Consider the following 18,522-nt stretch of genomic DNA (forward strand, 5'->3'; position numbering starts at 1 on the left):
GCCGCGTGATCGGCATCGCCGACGGCGATACGTTCAGCTGCCTCACCGTCAACAGGGACCAGGTGCGTGTAGCGCCCGCCAATGGAATTACCGAAGAACAGGCCAACACCGAAGGCCATCATCAGACAGACGATGGCTGTTTCAGATCGACAGGTTCATGCACGCCGCTTCAAAAGCAGAATGAAGAACAATCCGCCCAGTGCCGCCGTGGCGATCCCGATAGGCAGATCTTCGGGTGCGATTAGGGTGCGCGCCGCCACGTCCACCCAGACCAGGAACAGCCCGCCAAGCAATGCGCTGATCGGGATCAGCCGGCGGTGCTCGGCACCAACCAGCGTACGGGCCATGTGCGGCACCATCAGACCGACGAAGCCGATAGCGCCGGACAACGACACCAATACACCTGTCAGCAACGAGGTGCAGACGAATACCTGCAAGCGCAGCCATTTGCCGTTGAAACCAAGGCTTACCGCCGTCTGCTCGCCACTCATCAACGCGTTCAACCCGCGTCCCATCGTCAGCAATGCGCTGAACCCGAGTAGTACGCAGATGGCCGGCAGCCAGATAACATCCCAACGTGCCGAGCCCAGCCCGCCAAGCATCCAGAACACCACCGACGCAGTCGCATGGTGATCGCCGGTGTACAGCAGCAGGTTGACCAGCGCCATCAGCACGAACGACACCGCGACACCGGCCAGGAGCAGCCGGTCACTTTCGAGGCGACCACCGCGTCGAGCGACGGCAAGCACCAGTAGCATGCTGCCGGCTGCTCCGATAAAGGCCGCCAGCGGCAGGCTGAACACACCGAGAAAAGGGCCTAGATAGAGCACCACTAGCACGGCGCCCAACGCTGCGCCCGAGCTGACGCCCAACAGATGCGGGTCGGCCAGCGGGTTACGAGTGACCGCCTGCAGTGCGGTGCCGACCAGGGCAAGCCCCCCGCCGACCAATGCGCCGAGCAATATACGCGGCGCACGGATGAGCCAGACGATATGTTCCTGGCTCCTGCTCCACTCGCTCTCCAGGCCGAGGCCCACTTGCATGCCCAGAATCCCCCAGACATTGCCCAATGGCACAGCAGCGGGGCCGAAGCCCAGGGCGATCACGCAGGACAATAGCAAGGCGACGAGCAAGCCGATGATCAGTAGGCGATAGCCGGCTGCACTGCGTATCGGCATTAGCGAGGTGCTCCGTTGAACAGTTGCGGATGCAGACCGGCGGCGATCTTCTCGACGGCCAGCGCATTTTCCACAGACGGAGTGACTTCTATGTAGGTGAGTACGGTGAAACGTTGATTGCGGATCGCCCGAACAGCCTGCAAGGCCGGATGCTGCATCAGGAAATCACGCTTCTGTTGCCAGGTGTGCGGGCCATAATCAACGATCACTATCACCTCGGGATCTCGTTCAACCACACTCTCCCAGTTCACCTGCGTCCAGCTGGCGGACACATCGTCCATCACATTGTGCCCGCCAGCAGCCTCGATGAGCGCCTGAGGCATCCCTAGCCGCCCAGACGTGGTAGGCCTGTCTTCGCCACTGTCGTAGAGGAATACTTGGGGTATATCGCTGGCCTGCTGCACTACGGTACGTACGCTATCGACGCGCTCACGTAACTCTCCAACCAGCGCCTCGGCCCGATTCTCAACGGAAAAAATCCTCCCCAGGTTGAGCAAGTCACCGTATAGATCATCCAGACTTGCTCGGGGCTGCGTCATGATCCGCGAACAGGACTCGGTGAGTTCGTAGACAGGGATGCCGAACGGAGACAGGGTCGCCGGTGTAACAGGCCCTCCCACCCGCATGCCATAGCTCCAGCCAGCGAAGAACAGGTCAGCGTCAGCCTCCAGCAACGTTTCGATGGAGGGATAACGACTGGCCAGTTGCGGTACATCGGCCAGCGCTTCGTTCATCCATCGTTCACGATGTTTGGCGCTGTCGAAGCCGGTGTAACCGGCCATGCGCTCGCGCAGGCCAAGCCTGAGCAGCATGCCGGTCATGTTGACGTCGTGAACGACCACTCGCTGCGGTGCCTGGTCGAAGGTCACGTCGCGGTCACAGCTGCGCAGGGTCAGCGGGTAGTCGCTCGCCATGACATGCAGTGTGCAGAGGATCGGCAGCAGACCGAGTAGACGGCGAATGTTCATGATTGAGTGATCCAGGTAATGCGCGGATAGCCATGCAGAGGATGTTCATCGACCAGTGCCTGTACGCCAAATACCCACTGCAACAGCTCGGCGGTGAGCACCTCGGCGGGCGTGCCGCTGGCCACAATTCCGCCTTCGCTTATGACATACAGGCGGTTACAGAAGGCAGCAGCCAGGTTCAGGTCATGAAAGCTGGCCAGGGTACTCAGTCCGAGACTGCGTAGGTGCTGCAACAGCTCGAGCTGGTACCGTGGGTCGAGGTGGTTGGTGGGTTCGTCAAGAATCAGCAGCCCTGGCTGTTGCACCAGCGCGCGAGCCAACAACACCCGCTGTTTTTCGCCGCCGGACAGGTTGGCGAAAGTGAGCTGCGCATAGGCACTCATTCCGACCTGCTCCAGCGCCTCGGCGATCAGCATTCGATCCTCGCGACTATCGCTATCGAACAAACCCTGATGCGGCGTACGGCCCATGGCGACCACGTCGCTCACGCAGAGGCCGAACTCCTGGGGAAACTCTTGCAGTACCACGGCGATACGCTGCGCACTCCAGCGCGGCGTCCGCCGCCATAGATCTTCATCATCGAGCAGCAGCCGACCGCTCGCCGGCTCGCTCGAACGATAGGCGCAACGCAACAGGCTGGTTTTACCGCTGCCGTTGGGGCCGATAAGCCCAACGAACTCGCCATCGCCCACTTGCAGGTCGATGCCCTGCAATAGCAAACGTGGTTCACCACGCCGGGTATCGATAGCCCAGGACAATGACTCGATGTTCAACCTCGACATACTCGCCCCTTCTTGAGCGCACCGCGCATTAGCCGGTGCGCTTGCGCTTAGAAGCTGTAGTCAGCCGTAACGAAGAAGGAACGTGGCTCGCCAATGAACCACTGTTGTGTATTCTGCGCGACGCTGACGTAATCACGGTCGAACAGGTTGTTCACCTGCAAACCGAGACGAACGTCAGGAACCACATTCCAGCCAACGTTGGCATCGAACACCGTGTAGCCAGGAATCTTGGCGGTGTTGGCCGTATTGGTATAACGCTCGTCCACGTAACGCAGGCCGATGCCCGCATCGAGATCGGCACTCACGGCCTTGTTCAGCCAAAGATTGGCGGTACGCCGTGGCACATTGGTCGGTTTGTTGCCAGCCCGCGAGACCACCTGGCCGCTGACGGTTTCGCTGAACTCATCGTACTCGGCCCGGAGCACGGATACGTTGGCAGATAGGCTCAAATCCCAGGCGAGCGCCAGATCCAGGCTGGCCTCGATGCCTTCTGAAGATTGCTGGCCAATCTGCTGGGCGAGCCGGGTGACAGGATCGGTCGCCAACAACTTCTTCTTGACGATGTGGTAAGCCGCCAGTGTCCACTCCCCCTGCCCACCCCAGAAGCGCTGCTTGAGGCCGAACTCAGTCTGCCTGGATTCGGTGAGATCCATTTGTAGCTGGCCAGGGTTGAGGGTAACCAGGTTGTTGACCCCATCCTCACTGGTCGAATACTGGCCATATAGCGAGAAATCTTCAGTAACTGCGAACACCAGTCCAGCACGCCAGTTGCCGCCTTGCAGGCTCCTGTCATAGCGACCGCCTGCGCGCATATCCTCTCGGTCGATGTGATTGTTGTCACGGCGGATCCCGGTCACCAGAGACCAGCGCTCAGACAGCTGCGTACGATTCTCGGCGAACAGAGCGAAGGTTCTTGTCTCGCTCTCGGTCAATGGGCGGAACGGAGACAGGCTGTCGAAATAGCCAGGAGCCGGATTCCACAGGTCGATGTATTCGCCGCCAACGTCGGAGTAAGGAGAATTGTTGGCGACGCCGAAACGAATCTTGTTGAACTCCGCACCAACCACAGTGCGGCTATCCAAGCCAAACAGCGAATGAGCGAACGTAAAGGTCTGACGGTCGCCGATCTGCTCCTGATCGTGCTTGATCTCCAGGAATCCGCCACGCAGCAGTTGCTCACGTGGAGCGTTCCAACTGTAGTCTTCGGCGTTGCGCCAATGCCGCCGGCTCTTGATGTAGTAGAGCTGGTTGCTGGCTGTGATTGCGTCATTGATTACCCAATCGGTATTCAAACGCGTCCACTCATCTCGATAACGCTGCTGATCATTCTCGATGTTGTAGTTCTTGTCGCGGATGCTGCTGTCGTAACGGCCATTGATCAGCGGTGTACCAAATGCGGTGACTGGCTCGCTGTTGCCTCTCTCATGCGCCAGGGTAAAACTCAGGTCGTCGGTAGCCTGCCAGCGCAGCGCAGCACTGAGCGCCAGGCTCTTCGAATCAGCTCGGTCGACCCAGCCATTGCTCTCCTGACGATTAAGCGTCAGCCGATAGCTCAGCGTATCGCTCAGCGAGCCGCCACTATCCACTCCAATCTGTTGACGGTCATCGGAACCATAGCCGAGACGCAAACGATTGCGGATCTCTCCTTCGAAGGGTTTCTTCGGTATTACGTTGATCACCGCGCCCGTCGCGCCTTCACCATAGAGAACAGAGGCAGGGCCACGGATGACATCGATACGCTCGACCATCCAGGTGTCGGTCGGGAATGTTTGGGTGCCGGCTCCTGTGTACAGACGCGATCCATCAAATAGGGTCATGACCGACGTGTGACCAACGAAGCCGCGCGCCGAAAGCGAGGTGCCGCCGTTACCCGGCGTCGCGACAGAAATAATGCCAGGGGAGCGGCTCACGGCATCCTGAACGGTTGCGTTATTGCGCCCTAGAATTTGTTCCGAGTTGATACTGCTCATACTCGCCGGCGTCTCCAGCGCCGTCAGGTTGAGCCGCGAGCCAGCAGTCGTAGGGGTAAGCAGATCAGGTGTGGCGGCATCATCCACGCGGCTGATGATAGCCATGGAAGGCAGAGCCAGAGCGCTATCGATTTCCGCCGCATGAGTCGGCACGCAGAGCAACACGCAGGGCGCGAGGCCCACCACGCACAGGAATTTGCCCGAACGGGCATCGAACAGGGAATTGCGGGACATATCGTTCCACTCAAAAGCAGGAATGTATGAATCCCGGAGGGAACAACGCATGAGGAATCGCAGACGAAAAGCCTACGAAAACCGGCCTGCGCCCGCCCACCGCGGGTTTTGCCAAACGAGGGCTTCAGGCCGGTCTCCGGGCTCGCGAGGGTCATGAAGTACTCACCTTCCCATGCCAATGGCACAGTGGTGTAACGAATACTTCTCTCGCATACCGTTGCGGGGGCAGCGCCGGACTGATCACGTTCGTGACGAACCGGCTTCCCGTTTCACCCCATGCGCAGCGGCATGGGACACCTGAAACTGGCGCGCATCTGAACATCGAAGAGCTAACCAGTCAATGCCGCCTTGGTTTGACTAGCGGACGCAAAGCCAGACTCAATGCAGCTTGGATTTCGCAGGCGCAACGTTTCGGCCTCGCTGAAATGACTACGCACCCTCACAACTGCGAACGCCTCGCCTACGCCAACCAGAGCGACGCAGCGTCGCTCCAACTCAACGGGATGTGCGATGAGCGTACGTGATCAGCACGACCGAGCTTTCTGTTGATTCTTGTACCGCTGGAACGTGTCCAATCGCACCAAGGTGTCGCTCTTGCGCTCGTAGAGATAGACCTGTCCCTGAATGGTGACGCGGCCGTAACGACGGGCAACGCTGTAGCGAGTGCTTTTGACATTCTCTATGGTTTCAGGGGCTTCTTCACCGGCATAGGTATTCCTCACGCGCTGTATCCTCTGTTTTCATCTATCGCTACCGTCATCATCGCCGTGGTATCGCATCCGTTTCGCCGGGCGGACCATGCTCTGTTGGCTGCCGGCCAGCGGGGGCGACGCGTACGCCACAATGGGCCGGCGGCACGATTATCTGCACGCGTTAGAGTTGGCCCAGTAGCTCTGCTGCGCGTATGTGCTCGGCGTCCCAGTGACGCGCCAGGCGCTCGCCCCGCCCGATAGGCAGCGGTCCGCTCTCAAAATCCACCACCACACAGAAATCGACATGCGCCGGACGTGCTGGCAATTCGCTGAAGCGTCCATCACTGATGAGCCACAGGCCGATCCTGAGACCTGGCGCGCGCCGCCGGACTTGACTTAGGACCTGCTCCGCAAGCGCCACACCGGCAGGTAGTGGCGTGCCGCCACCGCCGCCAATGGCGCCAATCCAGACCTCGTTGAACGCCACCGCCTTATGCGGCGCTTGCAGCAGGCGCGCCTGGCCGCCAGCGAAACCGATCACCATCAGCTCGCCGCGCTGACGGTAAATCTGGCGGGTCCAGTGCAACAGCAAACCTTTGGCCAAAGCCAGATTGCGCCGCTTGAGCATCGAGCCGGAGCAGTCCAGCAATAAGCAATGCAGCACACCGCCCTGATCGGCGCGCGGTCGGAAGCGCAGGTGCTCAAGGCGCAGCGCGGCGCCAGCCTTGCTCAACAGCGTGCGCGGCCAGTGGATGGTGCTGCCCGGCATATGACCGGCGGCCCGACTGCGTCCCTGCCGGCCACCGCGGTGTGCGTGCGGGCCGAGCGCGGCGCCTGGGCTCAGGGCTTTTTTTTCGGCAGCGGCCTCGCTCCGCTCAACGCTTGGGTTGCCACTGCCTGCGGCGGCAACGCTCCCCAGTTATCCGCTGAATCCGGCGCAGGCTGCTGCCGCCCCTGTTGCTGTACCTGCTGAGCACTGGCTTCTGACTGGGCGGGCGGCGTCTTGCGCCGGTGCGCGAGGACAAGTTCGGCCACCGCCTCGATGTCGCCATCGCTGATCTGTTCCTGCCCCAGCCAGGCGGCATGTGCAGCGGCAGCACGCAGCATCACCAGGTCGGCGCGTACGCCTTCCACCCCTGCGGCATGGCACAGGCTGCTGACCTGCCGGTGCAGAGCGTCGCTGAAATCCAGCCTGCCGACGCATGCGCGGGCCTGCTCCAAGCGCCCGATCAGCGCCTGCTGAGCATGCCGCTGGCGCTCGACAAAGCCGTGCGGGTCACGGTCGAAGGCCAAGCGACTGCGCACGATGGCCTCGCGACTGGCGGGGTCGATCTGCGCACCGAGGCGCACAAACAGGCCGAAGCGGTCGAGTAGCTGCGGACGCAGTTCGCCCTCCTCCGGGTTCATGGTGCCGACCAAGGCGATACGTGCCTCGTGCTGGTGGGAGATGCCGTCGCGCTCGATGCGGTTGACTCCGCTGGCGCAGACATCGAGCAGCAGATCCACCAGCGCGTCAGCCAGCAGGTTGACCTCGTCGACGTACAGTACGCCGCCGTCGGCGCGCGCCAGCAGCCCAGGTTTGAAAGCCACCTCGGCGTTCTGCAGCGCGGCCTGGATATCCAGCGAGCCGACCAGTTGCTCTTCGCTGGCGCCCAGAGGCAGGTCGACGAAGCGCTGGCCCGGCAGCAACTCGGCCAGCGCGCGGGCGCTGGTCGACTTGGCAGTACCGCGTGGCCCCTCGATCAGCACGCCGCCGATATGTGGATCGATGGCGGCCAACAGTAGCGCCAACTGCAGTTGCGGTTGACCGTGCAAGGCACTGAATGGGTATTGCGGACGTGGGCTCATGATCATTCTTCCAGATGCTGCTCGGCAGCCAGCAGATGCTCTTCGATCTGCTCGCGGTAGTCGCCCGGCTCGGCCCACAGGCCACGCTGGATGGCTTCCAGCAGGCGCTCACCGATCTCCAGCAGGGCGTCGGGGTTGTGCTGGCGGAGAAATTCGCAGGTCGCCGGATCGTTGAGATAGGCGTCGGTGAGGCTGGCGTATTGGTCGTCGCGCACCACACCAGTGGTGGCGTCATAGGCGAACAGATAGTCGACGGTGGCGGCCATCTCGAAGGCGCCCTTGTAACCGTGACGCTTGACCCCGTCGATCCACTTCGGGTTGGTCACCCGCGCGCGCATCACCCGGCTGACTTCCTCGTCCAGGGTGCGGATGCGTGGCGCCAGCGGATCGCTGTGGTCGCCGAACAGGATCGCCGGCTGAACGCCACTCAGATGACGCACCGCCGCCGTCATGCCGCCCTGGAACTGGTAGTAGTCGTCGGAATCAAGCAGGTCGTGCTCGCGGCTGTCCTGGTTCTGCACCACTGCTTGCATCTCGCCGAGACGCTGGGCGAAGCGCTCTCGCTGCGCCTCGCCGTAGACCTGCTGGCCGTAGGCATAGCCGCCCCAGTTCAGGTAGGCGCGAGCCAGGTCGGCGTCGCCCTGCCAGTCGCGCGAGTCGATCAGGCCCTGCAGGCCGGCGCCGTAGGCACCGGGCTTGGCGCCGAAGATGCGGAAGCCGGCCTGCCGCCGCGCGATCTCGACCGACAGCCCCTGCGCTTGTAGTTCGGCGGTCTCGCGGCGGACGCGCGCGCGGATCGGGTTGAGACCCTCCGGCTCGTCCAGTTCGGCGACCTTCTGCACCGCAGCATCGAACATCTGCATGATGTTAGCGAAGGCGTCGCGGAAGAAGCCGGAGACGCGCAGGGTCACGTCTACTCGCGGACGGTCCATACGCCTGGCTGGCAGCACCTCGAAATCGGTGACCCGCCAGCTGCCTTCCGCCCACTGCGGGCGCACGCCGATCAGCGCGAAGGCCTGGGCGATGTCGTCGCCGCCAGTGCGCATGGTCGCCGTGCCCCACACGGACAGGCCAAGGCTGCGCGGGTAGTCGCCGTTGTCCTGGACAAAACGCTCGATGAGCAACGTCGCAGATTTTTCGCCGAGCGCCCAAGCGGTCGGCGTGGGGATCATCCGCGTGTCAACCGAGAAGAAGTTCCGCCCAGTTGGCAGCACGTCCGGACGCCCGCGTGACGGCGCGCCGCTTGGCCCCGGCGGCACGAAACGCCCGGCCAGGCCACGGCACAACTGGTACAGTTCCTGCTCGCCGCACGCCAGCAGGCGCGGGCGCAGATCCTCCTCGACGCGCTGGAGCACAGCGCGGGTGTGCTCCCAACCCTCTCCTGTCGCAGGAGCGAATTCATTCGTGATCCGATAGTCGGGAGCGTCGACGGCGCCCTCCTCACGAACAAACTCGCTTCTACCCATCCCTGCCGGAAGCTCAGGATTGGGCGCTTCCAGCAATTGCAGGGCAAGCAGTTCGATGCGCTCTCGGGTGTCGCCGCGGGTACGCCAAGGCTGCTCGCTGACCGCCAGTAGTGCTGCTGGCTGGGCACCCTGCCAGGGCTGACTCCAGTCCCCGGCGAGCGGGTCGAAGGTGGCTTCCGGCAACAGGTCGCGAGCCAATGCGCGCACCAGGCTGGCGTTGCGTCCTTGACCGTCGGCGACCCCATGCCGGGCCAGTGCTAGCAAGGTGTCGCGCAGCAGGCGGTCCTGTGGAGACTGACCGAAGATATGCAGGCCGTCGCGGATCTGGCTTTCTTTCAGCTCGCACAAATAGTTATCGGTGCGGTTGAGCAGCAGTTGCTCTTCTTCTTCGCTGCGCGGCGCAGCCAGGCCGAGATCAGAGTGGAGATTGTGTTCGACGATCAGTGCCAGCACCTGCTTGCGCAGCAGTCCGGCACGGCGCGGATCGAGGGTCAGTGCCTCGTAAAATTCGTCGATCAGCCGCTCCAGGTCTCGGGTCGGCCCGTAGCTTTCGGCACGGGTTAGCGGTGGCATCAGGTGATCGATGATCACCGCCTGGGCGCGACGCTTGGCCTGGCTGCCTTCGCCTGGATCGTTGACGATGAACGGATAGAGATGCGGCAGCGCACCGAAGATCAGCTCCGGCCAGCACTCTTCACTGAGCGCCACGCTCTTACCCGGCAACCACTCGAGATTGCCGTGCTTGCCAACATGAACGATGGCGTCGCTGGCCCAGCTCTGCCGCAGCCATAGATAGAAGGCCAGATAGTGGTGAGGCGGGACCAGGTCAGGGTCGTGATAGTTGGCCATCGCATCGAGCTGGTAGCCACGTGCCGGTTGGATGCCGACAAACACCTGGCCGAGGCGCAGACCGGCAATCATGAAGCGGCCCTGGCGCAGCATCGGATCGGCCTCCGGCTCTCCCCAGCGGGCAACGATGGCAGCGCGATTGGCCTCCGGCAGACCGGCGAAGAACGCCTGGTAATCGGCCAGCGCCAAACTCTGCCGCGCCGGACGCAACGCCCACTGATCAGGATCGTTGGTCACGCCCAGCTTGAGGGTCTGCATCAGCGCGTCGCCATCGGCGGGAATGTCCGCAACGCCATAGCCCTCGTCACGCAAGCGTTGGAGAATGCCGATCACCGAAGCCGGTGTGTCGAGGCCAACGCCATTGCCCAGGCGGCCCTCACGGGTCGGGTAGTTGGCGAGAATCAGCGCCACACGCTTGTCGGCGTTGGCCAGACTGCGCAGCCGACACCAGCGCTGCGCCAACTCGCAGACGAAGGCGATGCGATCCGGCAGCCCCTGGTATTCCACCACATCGCTCTGGGTCAACACGCTACGCTGCCCGAAGCCCTTGAAGCTGACCGCGCGGCTGATGATGCGCCCGTCCACCTCCGGCAGCGCCACCAGCATGGCCATGTCGCGCGGCTGCAGGCCGTGCGGGTCGGCACGCCAGCCCGCCTCGTTACCGCCGGAGAGCATTACCTGCAGCACCGGGATATCGCCGACCAGCGAGTGGTCGCCCGGATCATCCATCGATGACTGGGCGAACGCCGTGGTGTTGAGAATTAGCGCCACCTGCTGCTCAGCGCAGAGCGTGCGCAGGGTCGCCAGACACAAGGTGTCCTTCAGTGACAGCAGGGCGATCGGCAGCGGATTGAGGCCGCGCTTCAGCAGCCCCTCACACAACTCGGCGAACACACGGGTGTTACCCGCCTGCAGATGCGCGCGATAGAACAGCAGCACGACGCACGGCGCACCGGGCGTCCAGCGCTGCCGCCAACTATCGACCGAGGCGTTGTCAACCTGCGGATGGAATACCGCCACCGGCGGCAGCGCACGCGGAGGCTGGACGTCCAGGTCGAGGTTGAAAAACCGTACGCCGAGGTAGCGGTACAGCTGCCGCGCATTGGCCGCCCCGCCTTCGCGCAGGTAACGCCACAGTTGATGGCAGTCGTCCGGCGCAACAGTACTCAACGCGGTGAGGTTGTGGTCTTCACTCATGTCGCCGGAGAACATCGCCAAGGCAATAGCCTTGCGCCGGCATAGGGCAACCAGTTGCTCGGTCCCGTAGGGCCAGTAGCTTTCACCACCCAGATGGTCGACGACAATCAGTCGCGCGTGCTGCAGCACCTCATCGAGGTACAAGTCGATGGACGCCGGCTGGCGCAGGTGCAGCAGGTTGGCCAGCCTCACGCTGGGATAGTGATCCTGCGGACAGGCCGCCGCCAGCAGCGCCAGAGTAGTATCGGCAGCACTGAGGATGACGATCTCCGCCGGGTCCTGCTCGAGCCGGGTGATAGTTGCGCCGCTCTCGTCGACGTAGCCGCCCGGCAGCGCCGATAGCATGTGCATGGCTTACACCACCGCGCCGAGCAGGGCGGCGCGCAGCACTTCAGCGTCCAGCGCCTGGCCGATCAGCACCAGGTGCGTGCTCGGTGTCTCACCTTCACCCCAGCGGCGGTCGAAATAGGCGTCGAAGCGCTGGCCGACGCCCTGCACCACCAGGCGCATCGGCTTGTTTGCCAAGGCGACGAAACCCTTCACGCGGAAGATACCGTGACGCTCAACCAATGCCTGTAGCGCAGCGAGCAGGCGCTCACGGTCGACCACCGGCAGCTTGATCACCACCGAGTCGAATTGATCGTGGTCATGCTCGTGTTCGTCATTACCGTGGCCGTGGTGGCTTTCGCGCAGGTGAATGGATTCCTCCGAGGCGCTGCCCAGGCCGAGCAGAACGTCCAGGGCCAAACGCCCGCGATCGCTGGCGACCACCTTGACCTGCGCCGGCAGTTCCTCGCGCACCAGCGCCTCAACCGCAGCCAGCGCTGCCGCATCTACCAGTTCTGCCTTGTTCAGCACCACCAGGTCCGCGGCCAGGAGCTGATCCTCGAACAGTTCGTGCAGGGGCGATTCGTGATCCAGATTAGGATCGGCGCGGCGCTGTTCGTCGACCGCCTGCGGATTGGCTGCGAACTGGCCGGAAGCGGTAGCTGGCACGTCAACCAGGGTCACCACCGCGTCGACGGTGCAGGCGTTCTTGATCTCCGGCCAGTGAAAGGCCTGCACCAGCGGTTTGGGCAGGGCCAGGCCGCTGGTTTCGATGAGGATGTGGTCGAGTTCGCTGCGGCGCTCGATCAGCTCGCGCATCACCGGGTAGAACTCTTCCTGCACGGTGCAGCACATGCAGCCGTTGGACAGTTCGTAGAGCTGTCCGGCCTGCTCGCCGCCGTCCTCGTCGCAGCCGATGCCGCAACCGCGGAGGATTTCGCCGTCGATGCCCAGCTCGCCGAACTCATTGACGATCACCGCGATGCGCCGGCCATTGGCGTTCTCGAGGATGTGACGCAGCAGCGTGGTCTTACCGCTGCCGAGGAAGCCGGTGACGATGGTGACGGGGATCTTGGCGGTCATGAGGAACTCCAGAGTATTTCAGTCGTCGAGAACGGGAATGCGGGCGATGAACTTGCCCTTGATGCCAGCCGGCCAGTCACGGAAAGGCACCTGGCCGGTGGCGGAAAGCTGGTAATTGCGGGCGTAGTCGAGCAATGCCTCTGCCGATTCGCTGCCGGGGCGGAAGTCGCCGAGCACGTAGGCAATCTTGCCGGGCGCGCGTAGCAGAGCGGCGCAGTGTCGCTGGCAGGCCATCAGGCAGCGGGTGCGGCGGATCGCCATGTCATCGCCGACCTGAAGCAACGCCTCCACTTCGCTGGCGAAGCGCTCGCCCGGACGCACCGCGTTGGGCTGTTCAGCGTCGTAGCCGCAGGTTTCGCAGAGCACCAGGGTGGTGGTCATGGTTGTTCCTCCGGGTGTCGGCAAGCCCAAGGCAGTACGAAGGGCTCCTGCTGGTGCTCGCCGAGCATGGCCTGCACGCGATAAACCTGCTGCAGGTGTTTGGGAGTGAGTACCTGGCGCGCGCTGCCGCAGGCCACGAGGCAGCCCTGGTCGAGGAGCAGCAGGCGGTCGCAGAAACGGCTGGCCAGGGTCAGATCATGGAGCACCACCACCGCGCTACGGCCCTCGGCGCAATGCTCACGCAGCAACTGCATGACGTTGAGCTGGTGGTACGGATCGAGTGCGGCCACTGGCTCGTCGGCCAACAGCAGCGAGCTGCCAACCGCCAAGGCGCGGGCCAGACGGGCGCGGGCGCGTTCGCCGCCGGATAACTGGTCGAAGCTCCGCCCAGCCAATCCTTCCAGGCGCATGCGCGAGATGGCGGCTTCGACGGCAGGCTCGTCCGCCGCACTGCGTCGATGCGGCAGCCGGCCGAGAGCCACATAATCATGCAGGCGTAACGGCCATCCGCTTGCGTCACCTTGGCCCAGATAGGCCAGCCGCAGCGCACGCTCACGCGGTGCCAGGCGGGCCAGCGATATGCCGCCAAGAAGTATTTCGCCATGATACGGCAGCAGGTGGGCGATGGCCTTGAGCAAAGTGCTCTTGCCAGCACCGTTAGGACCGATCAGACCGAGCAGTTCGCCTGGCTGCAGGCTCAGGGCAATATCATCGAGCAGCCGGCGGCCGTGCAATTCGACGCCAAGCCCTTGGAGTTCCAGCACGCTCATGCCGTGGCCCTCCCCTGGCGCAGAACCAGGGCTAGGAAGAACGGCGCGCCGATCAAGGCAGTGACCACGCCCAGCATCAATTCCTGTGCACCGCTGACCAGGCGCAGGACGATGTCGGCAGCAAGCAGCAGAGCCGCACCGCCCAGGGCGCTACTCCCCAGCAGGCGGGCTGGGTGATAGTCGACCCAGCGGCGCAGCAGATGCGGCACCACCAGGCCGATGAAACCGATGGCGCCGGTAACCGCCACGCTGGCGCCGACGCATAGCGCAGTACCCACGACAATTTGCAGGCGCAAGCGGGCAAGATTGACGCCGAGGCTGGCAGCTTCGTCTTCGCCAAGGGTCAGCGCATCAAGCGCGCGGCCGCTGGTGAGTAGTAACACGAGGCCGATGAGGATGAACGGCAGGCACAGGCGCACGTCGGCAAAACTGCGGTCGCTCAGCGAGCCCATCAGCCACAGCACAATATCCTGCATGTCGGTGGGGTTGGGGGCGAGATTGATGGCCAGCGAAGTGAGCGCAGCCGCCAGCGACGACAGCGCGATGCCGGCCAGAATCAGCGTCAAATTGCTGGCCCGCCGCCGAGTGATGGCATACAGAGTCAGGGTCGCAAGCGCCGCGCAACCCATCGCTGCGGCCGGCAGCAGCCAGGGAGTCAACGTCGCAAAGCCATAGTAGAGGCACAGCACCGCACCGAGACTGGCGCTCGAACTGACACCGAGCAGCCCCGGTTCGGCCAGTGGATTACGCAGCAAACCCTGCAGTGCGGCGCCCGCAGCTCCTAGCGAGGCGCCTACCAGAATCGCCAAAAGCACACGCGGAAGGCGAATCTCATTAACGATGATTCGCTGCTGCACCACAGGGTCGCTGAGCTCGACTCCGCCGGCTGCCGGCTGCAGAAGCGCTACGGCGACCTCACCGAGGCTAAGCGGCACTGCGCCGATGCCCAGAGAGAACAGCACCAGAACCAGCAGGATCAGCACCAACAGAGCGTTCAAGCGACTCATGGGTGTTCCTCTTCAGCCAGAGCCAGGCCGTCGACCTGCGCGGCCAGCTGTTCGGCGCTGTCGATCAACTGCCAGTCGCTGCAGCCCCATCGTTTTCCCGTCACCTGCAGTACAGGGCGCGTGGCGATCAGTTGCTGCGCCCGGGGATGACGGGCATAGGCGGACTTGGTATAGCCTTGGTCGATCGGCATGTCGGTACTGACGAACAGGTCCGGGGGGCTGACTACCAGCGTTTCGAGATCAAAACGACCCCAGCCGACACGACCCAACTCCGCCTGGTGATTAGTCAAGCCAACTGACTGGAAGACGGTATCGACATAGGTGTTACGTCCGGCGCTGCCACCGTTGGGACGCAGATACAGCGCGCGCAACGGTCGCGGATGAGCCTTGAGACGATTCAGGCGGGCCTGTACGTCGGCGAGCAGAGCCTCGCCTTCTGCCTCGCGACCGAGACTCGCGGCGACCAACCGAGTACTGGCGAAGATCTCCGCCCAGCTTGTCGAAAACGGCACCACCAGCACCTCGATACCGTGCCTGCGCAGCAACTCGGCGCGGTTGTGCGCCAGCCAGCGCCGCGAGGCGAGCACCAGGTCCGGATGCAGGGCGACGATTTCCTCGGCGCTGGCATGGTTGGCCGGGAAGCGCCTGGCCAGCTCGGACATCGACGACAAACGCGCATCCTGACTCTGCGCCGACACCGAAAGCAACTGCGTCGGCGCGGCCAGGCGCAGCGCGAGCTGGTCCGCACACAGGTTGGTCGAGACCACCCGAGGCAGATCGGTGGCAGCCGCCGGCAAGCTTGCCAGCAGGGCAAGAAATAGAGCGCGGCGCATTAGAAGTCGAGGCCGGCCTGGGCTTTCACGCCAGCGTTGAACGCGTGCTTGACGTCACGGATCTCGCTGACTGTGTCAGCCAGTTCGATCAGTTCCGGCTTGGCCGCACGCCCCGTGACGATCACATGCTGGTGGCTCGGTCGCGCGCGGATGGCGTCGAGCACGCCGGACATGTCGAGGTAGTTGTACTTGAGCATGTAGGTCAGCTCGTCGAGCACAACCAGGTTCAGGCTGGGGTCCTGGAGCATTCGTTCGGCCTGCGCCCAGGCTTGGTCGGCGGCGGCCTTGTCGTTATCCCAGTTCTGGGTGTTCCAGGTGAAACCGGTGGCCATGGCGTGGTATTCGACCAGCGGTGCGTGTTGACGCAGGAAGGTGACCTCGCCGGAGGCCTGGGTGCCCTTGATGAACTGCACCACACCGGCGCGATGACCGTAACCAAGTGCGCGGTAGAGAGTGCCGAACGCCGAGGTGCTCTTGCCCTTGCCGTTGCCTGTGATCAGCACGAACACACCGCGCTCGATCTGCGCCCGCTCGATGCCGGCGTCCACCACTGCTTTCTTGCGTTGCATGCGCTCGTTGTGGTTTTGCTTCTTCTGCTCATCGATCACCGGTCCACACTCCCTCAGTCGCTGCGAACGGCACGCGTACGCGCACCACATGACAGGCGGTAACCAGGAGGGACTGGGTTCGATGCGCAACACATCGAGCTCGAAATGACGGCACTGGAGAACGGCACGCGTCTAGCACGAACCACAGCGACGGCAGCCACCCCCCACCGGGGTACGCACCTTCTCGCGATCAGGCCGGTCTTCTGGCTCGCCGTCATCCGAAGTCCGCACCTTCCCAGGCTCAGGCCCAGTGGTATGTCGCGGCTTCGTCAGGCTCTACAGCAGCGGGGGCTGCGCCGGAATCTGGCGTGGAGCTTCCACCGCCGTACCGGACTTCCCGTTTCAGCCCACCCAGCGAACGCGGGTGGGGCACCTAATCGAATGGGTCGCAGGGTAGCGGTTCGGGGGCTCCATCGCAATCGACCGGGGGCCCATCAGAAAGCCTTCATGGTCTGCTAGGATTCCATTTCAGGTGTCTCGCGCCGTCGCGTGCGAGGTGAAACGGGAAGCCGGTGGGTCCGATCCGCAAGGGTTGAACGAGTCCGGCGCTGCCCCCGCAACGGTGAGCGTACGTATGGGTTCTACTGCCACTGTGCTTCGGCATGGGAAGGCGAACCCAGTCACTGTCAGCTGACAGTCGTCGTAAGCCCGGAGACCGGCCTGAAACCTGTTTGGCAACCCGCGGTGGGCGGGCGCATGCCGGAATGGGTGGCTCACCCGTTCGCGCTGCGTTCCCTTCCCGCGTGCCGTTTTCTCAACCCTGGAAGGATCTCCTCGATGATTACCCGCACGCTGCCGTCCAGTTCCGCCGCTTCTCTGCCCATCTCGCAACGTCTGTTGATTGCCGCCGGCAGCGTTCTGCTTGGCGCCACGCTGATTTACTTTGCCGGCTTCTCGCATATGGAGTTGGTGCATAACGCCGCTCATGACACCCGCCACAGCGCCGCGTTTCCGTACCACTGAGGGCTGAGCAATGATCAAACCAATCGCACAGACGCGGGCTTCTCCGGATTGCTGGCCGCCCTGTTCATACCCTGCTGCAGAGCTTCTGGGTCAGCCCGCTCATTCTCCAGGCGGAAACCTATGAAAACACTGCCCCGACGATCGAACACGAACATGCGCAAGCAACCGTCGAGCGCGGGCACGACCACGTCAGTCACGAACATGACGAAGAAGCCTGGGCACCGGAAGATGGCTTGCAACGCATACTGTTCACCGGCCTGGGCAACCTCGTCGTGGCGGTCGGCTTCGCTCTGATGCTCGCCGGTCTTTACGTCGTTCGCGCGCCACGGAAGACCTGGTGGGGCCTACTATGGGGGCTGGCCGGGTTTGCCACCTTCAACCTCGCGCCGTCCGTCGGTCTGCCGCCGGAGGTGCCGGGCGCTGCCGCCGCTGATCTGCTGCTGCGCCAGTACTGGTGGATCGGGACCGCTGCTGCCACGGCTGTGGGCATGGGCCTGCTGGCTTTCGGTCGGCATTGGGCGCTGCGTTTGGTGGGGCTGATCTTGCTGCCGATCCCGCATCTGATCGGCGCGCCTCATCCAGAAGCGCATGAAAGCCTGGCGCCGGCTGCGCTGGCGCAGGAATTCATCTACGCCTCGCTGTTCACCAACGCGCTGTTCTGGGCCGTGCTTGGCTTCGCCACCGCTTGGTTCTTCACCCGCAGCCAACACACCCCCTGATCGGCTATGTCTCTTGCGTCGGCAACCGGCGCAGGCAATAGCAACTGGCGTCGACCTTGCCGCGGTTGTCAAGGATGGCGATCTCACCGCCCAATTCGCGTAACTGGGTATTGAGATCACCGGCATACAACTGCTGGAGCCAGCCACGATAGTCATCGTGGCTGTCACCGAAGATGTAACAGTGCAAAGCTGGCAAGCCGAAAGCCCAGAATCCCGCTTCACAGACGAAGTCCGCTGCGCGCAAGCGATGTAGAGTGGCCTTATCGCCCCGCAGGACGCGCGCACAATAGTCCTGCAACTTGTGCATCTCGGCGTTCATCGATATCAACTCCAGAAGTGTTCTCATCGGAGAAAGTCCTTTGTATGGCGCCCGATATCACTCAGTGCAGCATCACACCAGCAACACCACAAACTCGCTGCCACCAACGCCCCGGCGGTATCGCCGGTGGTGCCGCCAAGGCGGCGCGACAGTCTACGAACAGCAGCAACGCGGCAAGCAGTGTCAGGAGCCCGGACGATTTCTGCGCGCCAGATCGGCGGAAATTCCCCCACTCCCTGTCTGAGACGCGGCTCTCCATTGGTTGGCGACCCGCTTGCTAACTTCGCACCCCTCGCACCATACGGATGCTTCATGCTGCGCTATCTAC

General features: G+C 63.2%; 15 protein-coding genes, 2 pseudogenes and 3 riboswitches. Of the genes and pseudogenes, 2 read left to right on the forward strand and 15 right to left on the reverse strand.

The window, feature by feature from the left end:
- Positions 1–155: 155 nt before the first annotated feature.
- The 14 genes and pseudogenes from EA795_RS19835 to cobO form a co-directional block, all read right to left on the reverse strand.
- Positions 156–1,178, reverse strand: coding sequence for a FecCD family ABC transporter permease (locus EA795_RS19835; protein WP_122079090.1), 1,023 nt, complete (start codon positions 1,176–1,178; stop codon positions 156–158).
- Positions 1,178–2,146 carry an ABC transporter substrate-binding protein gene (locus EA795_RS19840; RefSeq protein WP_122079091.1) on the reverse strand — a complete coding sequence of 323 codons (969 nt, stop codon included), beginning with the start codon at positions 2,144–2,146 and terminating at the stop codon, positions 1,178–1,180. Before EA795_RS19840 ends, EA795_RS19835 begins: the two co-directional genes overlap by 1 nt.
- Positions 2,143–2,928 (reverse strand): ABC transporter ATP-binding protein, encoded by a 786-nt coding sequence (locus tag EA795_RS19845; RefSeq protein WP_122079092.1) that lies wholly within the window; start codon positions 2,926–2,928, stop codon positions 2,143–2,145. Before EA795_RS19845 ends, EA795_RS19840 begins: the two co-directional genes overlap by 4 nt.
- A gap of 47 nt (positions 2,929–2,975) precedes the next feature.
- Positions 2,976–5,287: pseudogene (locus EA795_RS19850) on the reverse strand (TonB-dependent receptor).
- A riboswitch (cobalamin riboswitch) is annotated at positions 5,243–5,448 on the reverse strand. Its footprint overlaps the pseudogene before it by 45 nt.
- Positions 5,449–5,656: 208 nt before the next feature.
- A complete protein-coding gene (locus EA795_RS20985; RefSeq protein ID WP_147456324.1) occupies positions 5,657–5,854 on the reverse strand; it encodes a hypothetical protein in 198 nt (65 codons plus the stop codon).
- Positions 5,855–6,005: 151 nt separating this feature from the next.
- On the reverse strand, positions 6,006–6,593 hold the full coding sequence (locus tag EA795_RS19855; RefSeq protein ID WP_205891504.1) for a vWA domain-containing protein: 588 nt from the start codon (positions 6,591–6,593) through the stop codon (positions 6,006–6,008).
- 71 nt (positions 6,594–6,664) lie between these two features.
- On the reverse strand, positions 6,665–7,672 hold the full coding sequence (locus EA795_RS19860) for a magnesium chelatase ATPase subunit I (RefSeq protein WP_122079095.1): 1,008 nt from the start codon (positions 7,670–7,672) through the stop codon (positions 6,665–6,667).
- A gap of 2 nt (positions 7,673–7,674) precedes the next feature.
- Complete coding sequence (gene cobN / locus EA795_RS19865) at positions 7,675–11,535, reverse strand: cobaltochelatase subunit CobN (RefSeq protein ID WP_122079097.1); 3,861 nt, start codon at positions 11,533–11,535, stop codon at positions 7,675–7,677.
- 3 nt (positions 11,536–11,538) lie between these two features.
- Positions 11,539–12,594 (reverse strand): cobalamin biosynthesis protein CobW, encoded by a 1,056-nt coding sequence (cobW, locus tag EA795_RS19870; protein WP_122079098.1) that lies wholly within the window; start codon positions 12,592–12,594, stop codon positions 11,539–11,541.
- Between the two features lie 18 nt (positions 12,595–12,612).
- Positions 12,613–12,975 (reverse strand): DUF1636 family protein, encoded by a 363-nt coding sequence (locus tag EA795_RS19875; protein ID WP_122079100.1) that lies wholly within the window; start codon positions 12,973–12,975, stop codon positions 12,613–12,615.
- A complete protein-coding gene (locus tag EA795_RS19880; RefSeq protein ID WP_122079102.1) occupies positions 12,972–13,745 on the reverse strand; it encodes an ABC transporter ATP-binding protein in 774 nt (257 codons plus the stop codon). Before EA795_RS19880 ends, EA795_RS19875 begins: the two co-directional genes overlap by 4 nt.
- Positions 13,742–14,752: a FecCD family ABC transporter permease gene (locus EA795_RS19885; protein WP_122079103.1), complete on the reverse strand. Its 1,011-nt coding sequence runs from the start codon at positions 14,750–14,752 to the stop codon at positions 13,742–13,744. The genes EA795_RS19880 and EA795_RS19885 overlap by 4 nt, the downstream gene beginning before the upstream one ends.
- Positions 14,749–15,585, reverse strand: a complete 837-nt coding sequence (locus tag EA795_RS19890; RefSeq protein WP_122079105.1) for an ABC transporter substrate-binding protein — start codon at positions 15,583–15,585, stop codon at positions 14,749–14,751. The genes EA795_RS19885 and EA795_RS19890 overlap by 4 nt, the downstream gene beginning before the upstream one ends.
- On the reverse strand, positions 15,585–16,244 hold the full coding sequence (gene cobO / locus EA795_RS19895) for a cob(I)yrinic acid a,c-diamide adenosyltransferase (protein WP_205891505.1): 660 nt from the start codon (positions 16,242–16,244) through the stop codon (positions 15,585–15,587). Before cobO ends, EA795_RS19890 begins: the two co-directional genes overlap by 1 nt.
- 125 nt (positions 16,245–16,369) lie before the next feature.
- Positions 16,370–16,585: riboswitch (cobalamin riboswitch) on the reverse strand.
- 61 nt (positions 16,586–16,646) lie between these two features.
- Positions 16,647–16,871: riboswitch (cobalamin riboswitch) on the forward strand.
- A gap of 99 nt (positions 16,872–16,970) precedes the next feature.
- Between cobO and EA795_RS19900 the strand changes: the two genes are divergently transcribed.
- Complete coding sequence (locus EA795_RS19900) at positions 16,971–17,156, forward strand: CbtB domain-containing protein (protein WP_122079107.1); 186 nt, start codon at positions 16,971–16,973, stop codon at positions 17,154–17,156.
- 10 nt (positions 17,157–17,166) lie between these two features.
- Positions 17,167–17,875: pseudogene (locus tag EA795_RS19905) on the forward strand (CbtA family protein).
- A gap of 4 nt (positions 17,876–17,879) precedes the next feature.
- Here the strand turns inward: EA795_RS19905 and EA795_RS19910 are convergent.
- Positions 17,880–18,221: a hypothetical protein gene (locus EA795_RS19910; protein ID WP_122079109.1), complete on the reverse strand. Its 342-nt coding sequence runs from the start codon at positions 18,219–18,221 to the stop codon at positions 17,880–17,882.
- Positions 18,222–18,522: the final 301 nt, after the last annotated feature.

The sequence above is a fragment of the Stutzerimonas nitrititolerans genome (assembly GCF_003696285.1).
In the GTDB taxonomy this organism is placed as follows: domain Bacteria; phylum Pseudomonadota; class Gammaproteobacteria; order Pseudomonadales; family Pseudomonadaceae; genus Stutzerimonas; species Stutzerimonas nitrititolerans.

Bases quoted from the DNA above. Each gene is read 5' to 3' on its own strand.
- EA795_RS19835 (WP_122079090.1), bottom strand. From the start codon at position 1,178: ATGCCGATACGCAGTGCAGCCGGCTATCGCCTACTGATCATCGGCTTG.
- EA795_RS19840 (WP_122079091.1), bottom strand. From the start codon at position 2,146: ATGAACATTCGCCGTCTACTCGGTCTGCTGCCGATCCTCTGCACACTG.
- EA795_RS19845 (WP_122079092.1), bottom strand. From the start codon at position 2,928: ATGTCGAGGTTGAACATCGAGTCATTGTCCTGGGCTATCGATACCCGG.
- EA795_RS19855 (WP_205891504.1), bottom strand. From the start codon at position 6,593: ATGCCGGGCAGCACCATCCACTGGCCGCGCACGCTGTTGAGCAAGGCT.
- EA795_RS19860 (WP_122079095.1), bottom strand. From the start codon at position 7,672: ATGAGCCCACGTCCGCAATACCCATTCAGTGCCTTGCACGGTCAACCG.
- cobN (WP_122079097.1), bottom strand. From the start codon at position 11,535: ATGCACATGCTATCGGCGCTGCCGGGCGGCTACGTCGACGAGAGCGGC.
- cobW (WP_122079098.1), bottom strand. From the start codon at position 12,594: ATGACCGCCAAGATCCCCGTCACCATCGTCACCGGCTTCCTCGGCAGC.
- EA795_RS19875 (WP_122079100.1), bottom strand. From the start codon at position 12,975: ATGACCACCACCCTGGTGCTCTGCGAAACCTGCGGCTACGACGCTGAA.
- EA795_RS19880 (WP_122079102.1), bottom strand. From the start codon at position 13,745: ATGAGCGTGCTGGAACTCCAAGGGCTTGGCGTCGAATTGCACGGCCGC.
- EA795_RS19885 (WP_122079103.1), bottom strand. From the start codon at position 14,752: ATGAGTCGCTTGAACGCTCTGTTGGTGCTGATCCTGCTGGTTCTGGTG.
- EA795_RS19890 (WP_122079105.1), bottom strand. From the start codon at position 15,585: ATGCGCCGCGCTCTATTTCTTGCCCTGCTGGCAAGCTTGCCGGCGGCT.
- cobO (WP_205891505.1), bottom strand. From the start codon at position 16,244: ATGTGGTGCGCGTACGCGTGCCGTTCGCAGCGACTGAGGGAGTGTGGA.
- EA795_RS19900 (WP_122079107.1), top strand. From the start codon at position 16,971: ATGATTACCCGCACGCTGCCGTCCAGTTCCGCCGCTTCTCTGCCCATC.
- EA795_RS19910 (WP_122079109.1), bottom strand. From the start codon at position 18,221: ATGAGAACACTTCTGGAGTTGATATCGATGAACGCCGAGATGCACAAG.